Raw genomic sequence first — 15,747 nt, 5'->3', positions numbered from 1 at the left:
ACGGGCAGGACTGGATTAGAAGTTCTGCTCGTAGCGGATATACGGGGTACGGCCCCAGATGTTGTACAGATCGTTGTCGTAGTACGGGAAGCTGTACAGCGTGGAGTTGAACGGAGGCATCTTGTTGCCCAGGTTGCGGACACCCAGGGTGACCTTGCCGTTCCACGGCAGGGCGACGCTGGCCTGGACATCGAAGGTGGTCCACGACGGCAGGGAGGTCGCCGGGGTGCCGTTCGAACTGTCACTGATGTAGTTGGTGATGACGGCGGCATTGAAGTCGCCCTTGTCCCAGCCCAGCATCAGCTGTGCACGATCCTTCGGATAACCAGCGGTGCCGCCGCGCTCCAGCTTGTCCGACGCAATGGCGGTGAAGTCGAACTCCAACTGGTGGGACCAGGACAGCTTGGTGGTGAAGTTGCCGGCTGCATCGGTTTCGAAGCGGTAGGAGGCTTCCACGTCGACGCCGCGGACGGTCTGCAATGCACCGTTGTCGATCGGCAGCAGGATCTGCTGCGCTACGCCCGGCAGGATGGCGCCGTTCGGGGCCACGATGTTGGCGGTGCGATCCACGCCGTAGCCCGGGACGCCCTGGTCGCCGTAGCGGAATGCCAGCGCGCGCGGAACGGTGGAGATCACGTTCTCGAGCTTCACGTCGTAGTAATCGACCGCGAAGGACAGATTGCTCATCGGGCTCCAGACGAAGCCCACGCCCCAGTTCTCGGACTCTTCCGGCTTCAGGAAGGGATTGGACGAGACCAGCCACTGGTACTGGTCCTTGCTGGTGCAGGGGTCGACCGGGTACGGCTGGTAGTTGGCATTGCCCGGGGTGGCCTGGACGGCCTGGAGCGCCTTACATGCGAGCTCGTCGCCGCCCGGATGGCCGGCCGAGGAGAGCGGCGGGCTGCTCAGGTTCGTGGTGGACGGAGCACCGTACAGGTCGGGCAGGGTCGGCGCACGGAAGCCCTTGCCCCACGAGCCGCGGACCAGCAGCGATTCGAAGGGACGGAACTCGAACGAGGCGCGCGGCGAGAACTTGCTGCCGACGTCGTTGTAGGAGTCGTAGCGGCCGGCCAGGGTCAGGCTCAGGGTATCGAGCAGCGGCAGCAGGGTTTCGAAGTACGCGGCGTAGGACGCGCGCGAGCCGCCGCTGCCGGCACCCGCGGAGCCGAACACGTTGCCGGCGGCGCTCTGGGCGTCGTACACCATCTTGAGGCGGTCATCCAGGTACTCGAAGCCGGTCACGAAGCCGGCCGGACGGCCGCCGATCTCGAACAGGTCGAAGGAGATGTTGCCGCCGACGTTGACGGTGCGCTGCTCGTTCTCCACATAGACGGTGTGGCCGACCGACGGAGCGGCGGCCGCAACGCTGGGGGAGGTGGGATCGAACGGGTTGTAGCTGCCCGAGTCGATCGCAGCCTGCAGCGCGCTGCTCAGGCCGTAGTTGTAGTTGACGCTGCTCTGGCTGACGCGTCCGTGGCCTGCGAATACTTCCCAATCGGCGCTCTTGCCGAACAGGTCGATGTTGCCCTGCAGGCCGAACGAGTAATCGCGGTAGCTGTCCTTGCGGATCGCGTCACGGGTACCCAGCGGGGTGAAGCGGTAGTACAGGGTGCCGTCCACGCCGAACGGGTTGTACGGGTTGTCGGCCGCGATGGTCGGATAGGAATCCACCGGTGCCGAGGCATACACGCCCACGCTCTTCGTATCCGAGGCGATGGCACGGAAGAAGAACGAGGTGTTGTCGGTGAGCTGGTAGTTGGAATTGACCAACAGCGAGTCGCGGGACAGCGAAGCCTCGTTGGCCGAGGTCGCGCCGTGGTCGAATCCGCAGGTGGTGGGGCTGGTGCGGATGCTGTTCTCGAAGGTGTCGCAGTTGGCGACGCCGACCAGGCCCGTGGACGGGCTGAAGAAGTTGGCCGACGAGTTGAAGGCACTGGTGCCCCAGGTCAGGCCGGCGCCGGTGATGAGGTTCTTGATCTCGCGGTTGTACATCATCTCGCGTTCCTGGTGGTCCAGGACGAAGGTGACGTTGCCACGATCGGAACTGATGCCGCCGGCGATGCTGCCGGTCCTGCCATTCGGGCCGATCTTCGGCGACTCATAGCCCGCCGAGAAGCTCAGGCCTTCGTAGTCCTTGCGCAGGATGACGTTGACCACGCCGCCGATCGCGTCCGAGCCATACACGGCGCCGGCGCCTTCGCGCAGGATCTCGATGCGCTCGACCGCGGCGGTCGGGATCAGGTTGATGTTGGCAGAGCCGCCGTCCAGAGCGGCGGACTTGGTCATGCGACGGCCGTCCAGCAGCACCAAGGTGTACTCCGAGCCCAGGCCACGCAGGCTGATGGTGGCCTGCGAACCGGTAGCGGAACCGGAAGATTCACGGACGGAGCCGAACGAGTTGTAGACGTTGTTGCGCAGGAAGTCGGCAACCGAGATCTCGCCGGCGGTTTCGATATCCTGGCGCGAGATGACGGTGACGGGGCTGGGGCCTTCCACGTCGACGCGCTTGATGCGCGAACCGGTCACCTCGATGCGGTCAAGGTTGGTGGCGCCTTCGGCATCCTGGGCGAAGGCGGCGCCGGTGGTGCCGGCGGCGCCGGCGACCAGGGCCAGCACCACTGCGTCACGCAGCTTGTTGGACTTGCAATACATGGGCTCTCTCTCCAAGTGATCTTGGTAGTTACAAGTGGAATGGCCTGCGCGGTAGGAGCGAAAGATGCGGTCCCAAAGCCGCGAGGCTGATCCGATAGTACTTCCGTCTCTTCTGAAATTAAAGCTTCGTTAATGAACTGCATGGAATTGGTGAAATACGGCAAAGTATTGTTGCAATTGCAACAAAAACGCCTCCTTTCGGAGGCGTTCTGGTGACTGCTCTGGAGGTTGGCCCTTATAGGTCCTGTTCGTACCGGACGTAGGGAATAGCCCCTTCGTCGTTGCTCTCATTGCGTGGAGAGAACGGATTCTTGCCGCGGGTAATGACGTTTTCGGCGCCCACGGTGAGCTGGCCGCTCCACGGGGTGCGCCAGGTCAGGCCTAGGCCGATGCCTTCCCACTTGCCGGATTGGCCCGGGGCATCGACGACGCGGCCGATGATGTTGGCACTGAAGGGGCCGTAGCCGCCGCCGATGCTCAGGCTCTTGCTGTCCCACTGGTCGACGAGCGCGGGCGAAGCATCGCTCAGCGGCACCAGGCGCGCCTTGGCGTAGGTGCCGCCAATGGAGACGAAGCCTTCGCGGCCGATGTTCTTCTGGCCGAAGACGGTCAGGTCGTTCTGTTCCATGCGCGCGGCCGGCGCCTTGACGTTGCCGGACAGCCAGGCCGGCAGGGTGTCGCGGCCGGTGCCTGCGCTCAGGCCGAGGCGTCCGCCGGGGCGGTTGAAGGCGGTGGTCGCGGACAGGTGGCGCCCGTTACCCGCATCGTCGTCATCGCCCAGGCTAGCGAGCATGCAGTGGCTGGCCAGCCCGCTGATGCTGCTGCCGCGGTTGCTGTTGCACAGCAGGCCGAGCGAATCGCCGGACGAGAGTCCGAAGGCGGCATCGAGGGAGTTGCGGCCGAAATGCCAGCGCGCGCCGGCCACCTGTTCGCCGGTGGGCTCGAGGTACAGCAGCGCTTCGACCTTGCCGCTGCCTTTGTTCCATACCGGGAGCACGGTGCTGTCCGGTGTGGCGCGCGGCTTGGCCTGCGCATGCGCGCCCGCAGTCACCCCGAGGGCGATCAGCAAGGCAAGCGGCAGGCGCAGGAAGGCGTTCATGGACTCAATCAGACAGGGCCAAGGCCGGGAAGTTCCCGGTGCGTGAGAATCTGATCGTATGTTGTTTATGTTTTCTTAACAAGACTCCGTCCTCCCCGGAACGCAGCTCGTCGGTGCCGTTACTGCAGCCGCTCTGGAGCGGCCTGGCTGGCTGGTGTAGCTGCGAACAATACGCCGAATTCGGTCAAAGGGAAGTGATATTCGCGCCCGCAGAACTCGCAGCGCACGTCCACCTGGCCGGTTTCGGCGGCCGCGGTGCGGGCTTCTTCCTCGCCCAGCGACTGCAGCATGCCGATGACCCGCTCCCGCGAACAGGAGCAGCCGAAGCGCAGCGGCTTGTCGCCCATGGTCTCCAGGTGTTCCTCATGGAACAGGCGGTGCAGCAGCTCGGGGCCGGCCACGGCCAGCAGCTCGTCGCGGCCCAGCGTGTCGAACAGGGCGCCGGCGCGGGCCCAGCCATCGTCGTCGCCCTGGTCGCCGGGCAGCTTCTGCAGCAGCAGGCCGGCGGCGCGGTCGCCGTCGGCGGCCAGCAGCAGGCGCGTGGGCAACTGCTCGGAATGGCGGAAGTAGTCCTCGAACGCCTCGTCCAAGCTGCTGCCCTGCAGCGACACCAGGCTCTGGTAGCGCTGCGGTTCGCGCGGGTCGAGGCCCGGGTTCTCGATGGTGATGGCCAGCAGCGCGCCTTCGCCGAGCTGGGAGAGGTCGGCCGGGGCATCCTGGCCATCCTCCACCTGGGCGATGCCGCGCAGGGTGCCGGCCGACGTGCATTCGGCAAACAGCGTGCGCAGCGGGGAGCCGCTGCGCAGCTGGATGGACAGGCGCCCGTCGATCTTGATGTGGCCGGTGAACAGGGCCGAGGCGACGCAGGCCTCGCCCAGCAGGCGCATGGCCGAGGGCCGGTAGCCGCCGTGGGACAGGATTTCGCGCCAGCTGTCGGCGAGCTGGACGTGGACACCGCGCACGCCGGCCTCGGGCAGGAGGAAGCGGACGAGAAGGTCAGACGTTTCGGTCATGGGAATCTGCACGTGTGGGGACGCCGGTGCCGGATAATGCACCGACTGTCGGGATTCATGGGTCAGGCATGCAGATGGGGACGGAGCGGGACGAGCGCAAGGTGCGGCCACGGCGCAGGTGGCGGCGATGGCTGTGGATCACGCCCTGCGCGCTGGCGGCGTTCAGCGTCGTGCAGGTGGCGGTGCTGCGGTTCGTCGACCCGCCGTTTTCCACGGTGATGGCGCTGCGCCAAGCCGAAGCCTGGGGCCAGGGCGACTGGGGCTTCCGCATCCACTACCAATGGCGCGACCTGGACGCGATGGCGGCCAGCGTGCCGATCTCGCTGGTGGCGGCCGAAGACCAGCGCTTCCCGCTGCACAACGGCTTCGACCTGGAGGCCATCGAGAAGGCGATGGACCACAACGCCAGCGGCAAGCGCCTGCGCGGCGGCAGCACGATCAGCCAGCAGGTCGCCAAGAACCTGTTCCTGTGGCAGGGCCGCAGCTGGCTGCGCAAGGGGCTGGAAGCCTGGTACACGGTGCTGATCGAAGCGCTCTGGCCGAAGCGGCGGATCCTGGAGATGTACGCCAACGTCGCCGAGTTCGGCGACGGCGTCTACGGCGTGCAGGCCGCGTCGCGGCGTTTCTGGGGCAAGGACGCGGGACGGCTGTCGGCGGGCGAGAGCGCGCGCCTTGCCGCGGTGCTGCCGTCGCCGCGCCGCTACAGCGCGACCCAGCCCGGCCCGTTCGTGCAGCGCCGTGCCGCCTGGATCCAGCGCCAGGCGCGGCAACTGGGCGGCTCCGGCTACGCGGTAGGCGATGACTGAAGCCGCTGCGTGCGGGAGAGGGCCGGGCTTGCCGACGGGATTCCGTAGAATGCGCGCATGACATCCCGCGACCGGCTGACCATCGTCATCGCCGCCTGCAACGAGCAGGACGCGCTGCCGTTGCTGCACCCGCGCGTCCGCGCCGAGCTCGAGCGCCTGCCGGACATCGACGGGCGCGTGCTCTACGTGGACGACGGCAGTACCGACGCCACCTGGTCGTTGATGCAGCAGCTGGCGGCGACCGACCCGCAGGTGGCCGCGCTGCGCCTGTCGCGCAATTTCGGCAAGGAGGCCGCGCTCACCGCCGGGCTGGATCTGGTGGACGACGGCGCGGCGCTGATCCTGGATGCGGACGGGCAGGACCCGCCGGAGCTTATCCCGCAGTTCGTCGCGTTGTGGCGGCAGGGACACGACGACGTCTACGGCACGCGCCTGGTGCGCGACGGCGAGGGCTGGCTCAAGCGCGCCACCGCGGCGGCGTTCTACCGGGTGATCGGGCGCCTGTCGAAAACGCCCATCCCCGCCGATACCGGCGATTTCCGGCTGCTGTCGCCGCGCGCGCTGGCCGCGCTGCGGCAGCTGCGCGAACGGCAGCGTTTCATGAAGGGGCTGTTCGGCTGGGTCGGTTTCCGCCGGGTGGCGCTGCCGTACCATCGTGCGCCGCGCATGGCCGGGCGCAGCAAGTTCGGTTTCTGGAAGCTGTGGAATTTCGCGCTGGAAGGCATCACCAGCTTTTCCACCGCGCCATTGCGCGTGGCGACCTACCTGGGCCTGCTGACCGCCGCTTCGGCATTCGGCTTCGGCGCCTGGGTGGTGGGCAAGGCGGCGCTGTATGGCGACCGCGTCGCGGGGTGGCCGACGATGATGGCGGTGATCCTGTTCCTGGGTGGCGTGCAGCTGATCGCGCTGGGGCTGATCGGTGAATACCTGGGGCGCCTGTACATGGAGGCCAAGCAGCGGCCGCTGTACCTGGTTGACACCTGGCGGCCGGCCGGCGTGGCACTATCGCACGCATCCGCCAGCACGGGAGAACGCCATGCAGACCGTTCGTCAGTTGCTCGGGACCAAGTCCCCTGAGATCCACGCGGTAGCGCCGCAGAGCGCGGTGATCGACGCGATCCGGCTGATGGCCGAGAAGGGCATCGGCGCGGTGCTGGTGATGGACGGCGCGCGCCTAGCCGGCATCCTTTCCGAGCGCGACTACGCGCGCAAGATCGTGCTGCGCGACCGCTCCTCGCGCGATACGCCGGTGGCGGCGATCATGACCGCCGAACTGGTCACGGTGACGCCGACGGACACGGTGGAGGATTGCCTGCAACTGGTGACCGACCGCCGTATCCGTCACCTGCCGGTGGTCGAGGACGACGCGGTGCTGGGCGTGATTTCCATCGGCGACCTGGTCAAGTCGGTGATCGAGCAGCAGCGGCAGGAACTGGGGCAGCTGCAGCAGTACATCGTCGGCGGCTGATCCGGCGACGGCGGCTACTTCGCGTAGTGGCCGCCGCAGTCGGCGTCCTTGCCGGGCCCGGTTTCGATGGTGGCCAGCAGCGCCGCCGGCGGGGTGATGCTGCCCAGGGTCAGGGCGATGGCGCCACGCAGGCCCAGTGCCTTGAAGTCGGGGCGGAACGAGGGGTCCTTGAAGGTGCCGCCGATCCGCAGCGGCGAACGCAGGGCGAGGATGCTCTTGTCCTTGGGCCGGGGCCGCAGCAGCAGGTCCAGTTCCTCGCGCTTGAGGCTGATGCTGCCTTCGCCCACGATCAACGTGTCGGTGGTGTCCAAGGCCAGCGAACGCGCCTCCATCAGGCCGTCCTCCACGCCGAAGTCGGCGAAGGCGCAGCGCAGCGGGATCTGGCGGTCGCCGGTGAACAGGAACTTCAGCGACTCCGCCACGTCCAGTCCCGCCAGTTCCATCAGCAGGTTGCCGACGTGGCCGCGGCCCATGCCCAGCCCCACGTTGCCGTCGCTGCTGCCGAGCATGGCGGCGATGGAATTGCCGGTGCCGGACAGCTGCACCCGCCCGCCGATGCCGCCCGATGCCTGTTCGGCGAGCTTGGCATCGGGGAAAAGCTGGCCCAGCTGCACGCCGCGCACGCTGGCGTCGAGCGCGGTGGTGATCTGCGGGCGGCGCGCGTCCATGCGCACGGTGCTGCGGATGTCGCCCCCGGCCACGCCGAAGTTCAACGGTTCCAGGCGCAGCAGGCCGTCGTCGAGCAGCAGGTGGGCATCCATGTCGTCCAGCGGCAGCGATGGCGAATTGATGCGCTGCGCCTTCCAGCGCACGTCGGCATCCATCGCCCGCAGTTTGGCCAGGTCGTAGGGCGTGTCCGGCAGCACCGTGGGCTTGGCCGTCAGCGCGGCGGCCCTGGCCTTCTGTTCGGCGTTGGCCGTCTCGCCGTCGCCGGTCCTGGGCGGCGCGCCGACGAAACCGGCGAGGTCGTCGAAGTCCAGCCGGCGCGAGACCAGCGCGGCGGTCAGCCGCGGGCGTTCGCCGGCCACGTCGATCTGCACGTCGCCGGCCAGGTCGCTGTCGCCGACCTGCCCGCTGAACTTCTCGTAGCGCCAGACCTGGTAGTCGCGCTTGAGCCGGCCATCGAGCCGGTACGGCGGCGACGAAGGCAGGGCGAGCCCGACCAGCGGATACAGGTCCTCCAGGTCCTGGCCACTGAGCCGCAACTGCAGGTCGAACACCTGCAACTGGAACGGATTGGTCAGCGTGCCTGTGGCGACGGCATGGGTGGCGCCAGCGCGGCCATCGAGGTGCAGGCGGAAGGGATGGTCGCTGTCGGCCAGTTCCAGCGGCGATTCGGTGCCGCCGCGCACGGTGAAGGAGGCGCCGCGCCAATGTCCCTTGCCCTCCAGCAGCAACGGTGGCGCCGCGGTGGCCTGCTTTGCCGTGCCGCTGCGGACGTCGAGCTGGATGTCGGTACGACCGGCTTCGTCCTGGAACTGCAGCCGGCCGTCGTCCACGCGCAGGCGCTTGAGCTGCACTGACTGGCCGCCATTGCCGCCGGTGAGGAAGGCCCAGTTGCCGGGATCGCCGCGCCGGGGGGCGGTCTGCAGCAGCAGGTCGGGGCGGGTGAGGCGTATCTCCGGCAACTGCACGCTGCCGCGAAGCAGCGGCCACAGGCGCAGGTCGATCTCGACCCGGTCGGCGCGGGCCATGTCCGGCCGTTTCGCCCAGGGCGCGTTGGCGAAGGTGATGCGGTCGGCGCGCACGGTGCTGGTGCGGCCCAGGTTGACATCGAGATTGCCGATGTGCAGGGCGCGGCCGGTGCGTGCCTGCACCATGCGCTCCACCGGACCCCTGAACCAGTTCCAGTCCCAGAGCAACAGCAGCACGACGATGGCCGCGGCGAGCAGGGCGAACGCCGCCAGCCAGCGCTGGCCACGCTTTCCGGGGCGGCTGAAGCGCCAGCGCGACGTGCGCGGCGCAGCGGGGGCAGGTGCAGTATTCACGCGGCCATGGTTGCCGCCGTCTCGTGCACGCGATGCGAAGCATTCATTCGCGCGGCGTGCAGGTTCCGTTGCCGGGGCGTGGCCCGCACCGGCATGCGCGCATCGGGAACTAGAGGATCTGCGCCGTCACCGAGACGAAATGGCAGACGCTGCCGCCGATCACGAACAGGTGCCAGATGGCATGCGAATAGCGCACCGATTCGCGGTGATAGAAATAGGTGCCCAGCGTGTAGAACACGCCACCGGTGAACAGCCAGCCGAGGGTGAAGCCATCCAGTTCGCGCCACATCGGCTTGATCGCCACGATCACCAGCCAGCCCATGGCGATGTAGATCAGCGTCGAAAGGCGCTTGAAGCGGCCGGTGTAGAACAGCTTGAAGATCACCCCGCCGACGGCCAGTGTCCAGATCGCCGCGAACAGTCCCCAGCCCCACGGCCCGCGCAGTCCGATCAGGGTGAAGGGGGTATAGGTGCCGGCGATCAGGATGTAGATCGCGCAGTGGTCGAAGATCTTCAGCCGGCCCTTGGCCACCGGGTGCTGGATGGCGTGGTACAGGGTGGAAGCGGTGTAGAGCAGCAGCAGCGCGATGCCGAAGACGATGGCGCTGGCCAGTTGCCAGCCGTCGCCGTAGATGGCGGCCAGCGTGATCAGCACGGCGCTGGCGCCCAGCGCGGTGACCGCGCCCAGGCCATGGGTCAGGGCGCTGGCGATTTCCTCGCGGATGTCGGCGGCATGATGCCGCGGGGGGGCGACGGTAGGCATGGGCGGCAAGTTACCGCAATGCAGCACCCGCTGCATCCGTACGCCTGGCGCCCGTTCCGGATGGCGTCAGGCGGCACGGCATTCATTCCACCGAGACGGTGTGCGCGGCTTCGCGTGTGGCGGAGAAGCGCACGTCCGGCGCGCGTTCCTGCGCCAACTGCAGGTTGACGCGGGTCGGGGCGAGGTAGACTAGGTGCCCGGCGGCGTCCACGGCCAGGTTGCTGGCGTTCTTCTCGCGGAACTCCTCCAGCTTCTTCGGGTTGTCGCAATGCACCCAGCGCGCGGTGACCACGCCGACCGGCTCGAAGATGGCTTCCACGCCGTATTCGTCCTTCAGGCGGTAGGCGGCCACGTCGAACTGCAGCACGCCGACCGCGCCCAGGATCAGGTCGTTGCTCATGAGCGGGCGGAAGAACTGGGTGGCGCCTTCCTCGGACAGCTGCGCCAGGCCCTTCTGCAGCTGCTTGAGCTTGAGCGGGTCCTTCAGCCGCGCGCGGCGGAACAGTTCCGGGGCGAAGTTGGGGATGCCGGTGAAGGTGACCGCCTCGCCCTCGGTGAACGTATCGCCGATGGAAATGGTGCCGTGGTTGTGGATGCCGATCACGTCGCCTGGCCAGGCCTCGGCGGCGATCTCGCGGTCGGAAGCCATGAAGGTCAGCGCGTTGGCCAGCTTCATTTCCTTGCCGGTGCGCACGTGGAAGGTCTTCATGCCGGCGGAGAACTTGCCAGAACAGACGCGCATGAAGGCGACACGGTCGCGGTGCTGCGGGTCCATGTTGGCCTGGATCTTGAACACGAAGCCGGTCAGCCTGTCTTCCTGCGGGGCGATGTCGCGGCCGGTGGTGGCGCGCGGCTGCGGCGCCGGCGCGTGCTCGACGAAGAAGTCCAGCAGCGGCTGCACGCCGAAATTGTTCACGCCCGAGCCGAAGAACACCGGGGTCTGCTCGCCGCGCAGGTAGGCGTCCTTGTCGAACGGATGGCTGGCGCCCTGCACCAGTTCCAGTTCCTCGCGCAGGTCGGCCAGCATCTTCTCGCCGATGCGCTCGGCCAGGCCGGGCGCGTCCAGCGACGGGAAGATGGTCGAATCCTGGCGGGTGAAGTTGCGGCCGGGTTCGTACAGGTGCACCTCGCCGGTGAGCAGGTGCACCACACCCTTCAGGCGCTGGCCCATGCCGATCGGCCAGGTGACCGGCGCGCACTGGATGCCCAGCACGGTCTCGACCTCGTCCAGCAGTTCGATCGGGTCCTTGCCCTCGCGGTCGAGCTTGTTGATGAAGGTCATGATCGGGGTGGTGCGCAGGCGGCACACCTCCATCAGCTTGATGGTGCGTTCCTCCACGCCCTTGGCCACGTCGATCACCATCAGCGCCGAGTCCACCGCGGTGAGCACGCGATAGGTGTCCTCGCCGAAGTCGGCGTGGCCGGGGGTGTCGAGCAGGTTGACGATCTTGCCTTCGTACGGGAACTGCATCACCGAGGAGGTGACCGAGATGCCGCGCTCCTTCTCCAGCGCCATCCAGTCGGAGGTGGCATGGCGGCTGGTCTTGCGCGACTTCACCGAACCGGCCATCTGGATCGCGCCTCCGAACAGCAGCAGCTTTTCGGTCAGCGTGGTCTTGCCGGCGTCGGGGTGGGAAATGATGGCGAAGGTGCGGCGGCGCGCGGCTTCGGAGGCGACTTCGGACATGGCGGCTGCGCCCGCGGCGGGCGCGCATTGGGAAAGGGAAGCCGGCGATTATAGCCGCTCAGGGCGGGGCGCCCGTCTGGCGGGCGAAGCGCAACTCGCCGCGCGGGCCGGCCATGCGGAACGGAATCGAGGCCAGCGCCAGGCTGGTGTTGGCCTGCACGGCGAAGTGGAGGTGCGGGCCGGTGCTGTGGCCGGTATTGCCGGAGCGGGCCAGCGGTTGCCCGGCCTGGACCGGCTGTCCCGGCCGGACCGACAGGCTGCCCGCCTGCAGGTGGGCGTAGAGGGCCATGCTGCCGTCGGCGTGCAGCACCCGGACCAGGCAGCCCTCGCCGGCCGAGTCGGACACCACCTGCATCGCCGTGCCGGCGCGGGCGGCCAGGACCGGCGTGCCCTCGGGCAGCGGGAAATCGATCGCGTAGCGGTTCTGCGCGTCGCCGTGGCTGCGATGGCCATCGATGCCCTGGCTGACGCGGACCGGCGCGCCGTCGAACGGCAGCCGGTAGAGATGATCGGCCGGACGGGCGGACGGGTCGCCGGGAAAGGCGTCGAGCAGCAGGCGGACCGGGCTGCCATCGTCGGCCAGCCACGCCAGGCGGCGCTGTTCGCCGGCGGCCAGCACCGCAGCGATGCCGTCGTCGCCAGCGCGCAGGCGGACCTGCACCGGTCCGGCCAGCAGGTTGCGTACCTGCGCTTCATGGCCGCCCGCGCGGCGCTGCAGGGTCAGGCTGGCGAAGCGGCCGTCGCCGTCGATGCCGCTCTCCGCCGCGACCGTACCGGCCAGTCCCCAGCCCTGGCGCCAGCGCGAGGCCGGGGATTCGCCCAGGGCGGGCAGGGCGAGTGTCGCGGACAGGAGCAGGAGCGGCAGGCGGCGCATGCGGCGGCGGTGGCAAGGGGTTCTGGATTATGCCGGCATGGTTGCAGTGGAAACTCCATCGCTCCATCCGAATAAAGAGATTGACATGGCTGGCAACGGCTGGCATCGTGTGCCCACCATCGAGACCGGCAGAGGGACAGGCCCTTTGAAGCCGGGGCAACCAGCAGGTGCGCAAGCGCCTGTGTTTGGTGCCAAATCCTGCGGTGACCACTGTGTCCGCCGAAAGATGGTTCGATCCGTGCCACGCACGGCGAACACGGGCCCGCGAAGCTCGATGGCTGCTCCTTACCGGATACCGCCATGAGTTTCGCCACCGCCACCGCCACCCGAGAATTTCCGGCCGCCGCGCCCGAGGGCGGGTCGCATGCCGTCGCTGCCGTTCGCGGGGAAATCGAACTACGCCTGGCGATGCGCCATGCCGGCACGCGCGTGTTGCGCCTGCGCTACGAACTGGTCGGCAGGGCGGACGCGCCGGTGGTGCTGGTGGCCGGCGGTATTTCCGCGCACCGCCACCTGGCCGCCAATGCCGTGTTCGGCGAGAAGGGCTGGGCCGAAGGGCTGGTCGGCTGCGGCCGCGCGCTGGACCCGCAGCGCCGGCGCCTGCTCGGTTTCGATTTCATCGGCGCGGACGGCGACCTCGACGTGCCGATCGACACCGCCGACCAGGCCGACGCCATCGCCGCGCTGCTCGACGCGCTGGGCATCGACTGCCTGCATGGCTACGTCGGCTATTCCTACGGCGCGCTGGTCGGCCTGCAGATGGCGATCCGCCACCCGCAGCGGCTGGTCCGGCTGGTCGCGGTCAGCGGCGCGCACCGCCCGCATCCCTACGCCTCGGCCTGGCGCGCGCTGCAGCGGCGCGCGGTCGCGCTCGGCCAGCTGCAATGCGCCGAAACCCACGGGCTGGCGCTGGCGCGCCAGTTCGCCATGCTCAGCTACCGCACCCCCGAGGAATTCGGCGAGCGCTTCGACGCCGCGCCGGAGGTGGTGAACGGCCGCGTGCGCGTGGCCGCCGAGGACTATCTCGACGCCGCCGGCGCGCAGTACGTGGCGCGCACCCGCGTCGACGCCTACCTGCGCCTGTCCGAATCCATCGACCTGCACCGCGTCGATCCGGCCGCCGTCAGCGTGCCGACGCTGGTGGTCGCGGTCGAGGGCGACCGCCTGGTGCCGCTGTCCGACCTCGTCTCGCTGGTCGAGGGCCTGGGCACGCGCGGCAGCCTGCGCGTGCTGCGCTCGCCCTACGGCCACGACGCCTTCCTGAAAGAAACCGATCGCATCGACGCGATCCTCGCCAACGCCCTACGCCTTCCCGGAGAAAACGCATGAGCCTGTCCACCGCTTCCGATGTGTCCTGTTGCCGCGCCACCGCGGCCGTGCGTGCCGGCATCGACCGCGATACCGCCTTCGGCGCGGTGACGCCGCCGATCGTGCTGTCGTCCAATTTCAGCTTCGACGGCTTCGGCAACAAGCGCCAGTACGACTACACCCGCAGCGGCAACCCGACCCGCGACCTGCTGGGCGAGGCGCTGGCCGAGCTGGAAGGCGGCGCCGGCGGCGTCATCACCTCCACCGGCATGGGCGCGATCAACCTGGTGCTCAACGCGCTGCTGCAGCCCGGCGAGAAGCTGGTGGTGCCGCACGACGCGTACGGCGGCAGCTGGCGGCTGTTCAACGCGCTGGCGGCCAAGGGCCACTTTGAGCTGATCACCGCCGACCTGACCGACCCGCGCGCGCTCGCCGAGGCGCTGGCGCAGGGGCCGAAGCTGGTGCTGGTGGAGACCCCGTCCAACCCGCTGCTGCGCATCACCGACCTGCGCTTCGTGATCGACGCCGCGCACAGGGCCGGCGCCAAGGTCGTGGTCGACAACACCTTCCTGTCGCCGGCGCTGCAGAATCCGATCGCCTTCGGCGCCGACCTGGTGCTGCACTCGACCACCAAGTACGTCAACGGCCACAGCGACGTGGTCGGCGGCGCGGTGATCGCGCGCGAGCCCGAGGTGCACCAGCAGCTGGTGTGGTGGGCCAACGCGCTGGGCCTGACCGGCTCGCCGTTCGATGCCTTCCTGACCCTGCGCGGCCTGCGCACGCTCGATGCGCGCCTGCGCGTGCACCAGGAGAACACCCGCGCGCTGGTCGAGGTGCTGGCCGCCAGCGACGTGGTTGCCAACGTCTATTACCCGGGGCTGGAATCGCATCCGGGCCACGCGGTGGCCGCGCGCCAGCAGAAGGGTTTCGGCGCGATGCTGTCCTTCGAACTGGCACAGTGCGAAGGCGCCGACCCGCACGCGGCGGTGCGCGCCTTCGCCGAGGGCCTGCGCTATTTCACCCTTGCCGAATCGCTGGGCGGCGTGGAGAGCCTGGTCGCGCATCCGGCCACCATGACCCATGCGGCGATGACGCCCGAAGCGCGCGCCAAGGCCGGCATCAGCGATGGCCTGCTGCGGCTGTCGGTCGGCATCGAGGCCAGCGAGGACCTGGTGGCCGACCTGCAGGCGGGCCTGCTGCGCGCCGCGCGCGTGCTGGCCGAGCGCGGCCTCGACGCCCAGCGAAAAACGGTGGATGCATGAGCGCGCAGCTGCGTCCGCGGACGGCAGCGCAGGCGCGGCTCGCGCTGCTGGGCACCGGTATCGTCGGTTCGGCCTTCGTGGCCCGCTACCAGGCCCTGCGGCAGCGGCAGATCGAGCTGCCGTCGCTGCACGTGGTGGCGAACTCACGCGTCGCGCTGGCCTGCGGCGACGCTCCCGAGGCCGTGCTGTCGCGCGCCCGCCTCGCCGACCGGCAGGGCGATGCGCCGGCGCACCCTGAGGAAGCCGGGCGCCTGCAGGCCGGCGACATCGTGGTCGATGCCACCGCAAGCGAGGACGTGGCCGCCGAGCACGCGCACTGGCTGGCGCGGGGCATCCACGTGGTCACCGCCAACAAGCTGGGCAACGGCACCACGCTGGCGCGCGCGCGGCAGATCGGCGGGCTGGTGGCCGCCGGCGGCGTGCGCTATGGCGATGCGGCCACGGTCGGCGCAGGCCTGCCGCTGCTGTCCAGCATCCGCGCGCTGGTGGCCGGCGGCGACCAGGTGCATGCCGTCGAAGGCGTGCTGTCCGGTTCGCTGGCCTGGCTGTTCCATCGTTACGACGGCAGCCGGCCGTTCTCGGCCTGCGTGCGCGAGGCGGCGGCGGCCGGCTATACCGAGCCGGATCCGCGCATCGACCTGTCCGGCGAGGACGTGCGCCGCAAGCTGCTGATCCTGGCGCGCGCGGCCGGCATCGCGCTGGAAGCGGAGCAGGTGAAGGTGGAATCGCTGGTGCCGCCGGCGTTGGCGGCGCTGCCGGCCGGCGAAGTCGATGCCGGGCTGGCACAGCTGGATGCGCCGCTGCAGGAATGGCTGCAGCGGGCGGGC

The 15,747-nt window shown here is 69.0% G+C and carries 13 protein-coding genes and 1 riboswitch; of the genes, 6 read left to right on the top strand and 7 right to left on the bottom strand.

Going from position 1 to position 15,747, the window contains the following annotated elements; translation table 11 throughout:
* Window positions 1-15: 15 nt before the first annotated feature.
* From CQ393_RS07090 to CQ393_RS07080, 3 genes are all read right to left on the bottom strand, one after another.
* Window positions 16-2,652, bottom strand: a complete 2,637-nt coding sequence (locus CQ393_RS07090; RefSeq protein WP_153190863.1) for a TonB-dependent receptor — start codon at window positions 2,650-2,652, stop codon at window positions 16-18.
* Window positions 2,653-2,887: 235 nt separating this feature from the next.
* Complete coding sequence (locus CQ393_RS07085) at window positions 2,888-3,751, bottom strand: hypothetical protein (RefSeq protein ID WP_153190862.1); 864 nt, start codon at window positions 3,749-3,751, stop codon at window positions 2,888-2,890.
* A gap of 119 nt (window positions 3,752-3,870) precedes the next feature.
* Window positions 3,871-4,764, bottom strand: coding sequence for an Hsp33 family molecular chaperone HslO (locus CQ393_RS07080; RefSeq protein ID WP_153190861.1), 894 nt, complete (start codon window positions 4,762-4,764; stop codon window positions 3,871-3,873).
* Window positions 4,765-4,838: 74 nt separating this feature from the next.
* Between CQ393_RS07080 and mtgA the strand changes: the two genes are divergently transcribed.
* The 3 genes from mtgA to CQ393_RS07065 are packed head-to-tail and all read left to right on the top strand — an operon-like array spanning window position 4,839 to window position 7,038.
* Window positions 4,839-5,570 carry a monofunctional biosynthetic peptidoglycan transglycosylase gene (gene mtgA, locus CQ393_RS07075; protein ID WP_153190971.1) on the top strand — a complete coding sequence of 244 codons (732 nt, stop codon included), beginning with the start codon at window positions 4,839-4,841 and terminating at the stop codon, window positions 5,568-5,570.
* Window positions 5,571-5,627: 57 nt separating this feature from the next.
* Window positions 5,628-6,647 (top strand): glycosyltransferase family 2 protein, encoded by a 1,020-nt coding sequence (locus tag CQ393_RS07070; RefSeq protein ID WP_153190860.1) that lies wholly within the window; start codon window positions 5,628-5,630, stop codon window positions 6,645-6,647.
* Window positions 6,607-7,038: a CBS domain-containing protein gene (locus CQ393_RS07065; protein WP_153190859.1), complete on the top strand. Its 432-nt coding sequence runs from the start codon at window positions 6,607-6,609 to the stop codon at window positions 7,036-7,038. Before CQ393_RS07070 ends, CQ393_RS07065 begins: the two co-directional genes overlap by 41 nt.
* Window positions 7,039-7,052: 14 nt before the next feature.
* Here the strand turns inward: CQ393_RS07065 and CQ393_RS07060 are convergent, their stop codons facing one another.
* The 4 genes from CQ393_RS07060 to CQ393_RS07045 form a co-directional block, all read right to left on the bottom strand.
* Entirely contained in the window at window positions 7,053-9,026 is a 1,974-nt protein-coding gene (locus tag CQ393_RS07060; protein WP_343199780.1) for an AsmA family protein, read from the bottom strand.
* 109 nt (window positions 9,027-9,135) lie between these two features.
* Window positions 9,136-9,789, bottom strand: coding sequence for a hemolysin III family protein (locus CQ393_RS07055; RefSeq protein WP_153190858.1), 654 nt, complete (start codon window positions 9,787-9,789; stop codon window positions 9,136-9,138).
* A gap of 82 nt (window positions 9,790-9,871) precedes the next feature.
* Entirely contained in the window at window positions 9,872-11,476 is a 1,605-nt protein-coding gene (locus CQ393_RS07050) for a peptide chain release factor 3 (protein ID WP_153190857.1), read from the bottom strand.
* Window positions 11,477-11,534: 58 nt separating this feature from the next.
* Window positions 11,535-12,350, bottom strand: a complete 816-nt coding sequence (locus CQ393_RS07045) for a M23 family metallopeptidase (protein ID WP_153190856.1) — start codon at window positions 12,348-12,350, stop codon at window positions 11,535-11,537.
* Between the two features lie 113 nt (window positions 12,351-12,463).
* A riboswitch (SAM riboswitch) is annotated at window positions 12,464-12,583 on the top strand.
* 67 nt (window positions 12,584-12,650) lie between these two features.
* Between CQ393_RS07045 and CQ393_RS07040 the strand changes: the two genes are divergently transcribed.
* From CQ393_RS07040 to CQ393_RS07030, 3 genes are all read left to right on the top strand, one after another.
* Window positions 12,651-13,679 (top strand): homoserine O-succinyltransferase, encoded by a 1,029-nt coding sequence (locus tag CQ393_RS07040; protein WP_153190855.1) that lies wholly within the window; start codon window positions 12,651-12,653, stop codon window positions 13,677-13,679.
* Window positions 13,676-14,920, top strand: a complete 1,245-nt coding sequence (locus CQ393_RS07035) for an O-succinylhomoserine (thiol)-lyase (RefSeq protein ID WP_153190854.1) — start codon at window positions 13,676-13,678, stop codon at window positions 14,918-14,920. Before CQ393_RS07040 ends, CQ393_RS07035 begins: the two co-directional genes overlap by 4 nt.
* Window positions 14,917-15,747: homoserine dehydrogenase (locus tag CQ393_RS07030; RefSeq protein ID WP_153190853.1), on the top strand; the 831-nt coding region annotated here is incomplete at its 3' end. The genes CQ393_RS07035 and CQ393_RS07030, both read left to right, overlap by 4 nt.

It is taken from the genome of Stenotrophomonas sp. MYb238, from assembly GCF_009496535.1.
GTDB lineage: Bacteria > Pseudomonadota > Gammaproteobacteria > Xanthomonadales > Xanthomonadaceae > Stenotrophomonas.
The sequence above is the reverse complement of the archived record's forward strand: the minus strand, read 5'-3'. Positions and strand labels throughout refer to the sequence as shown.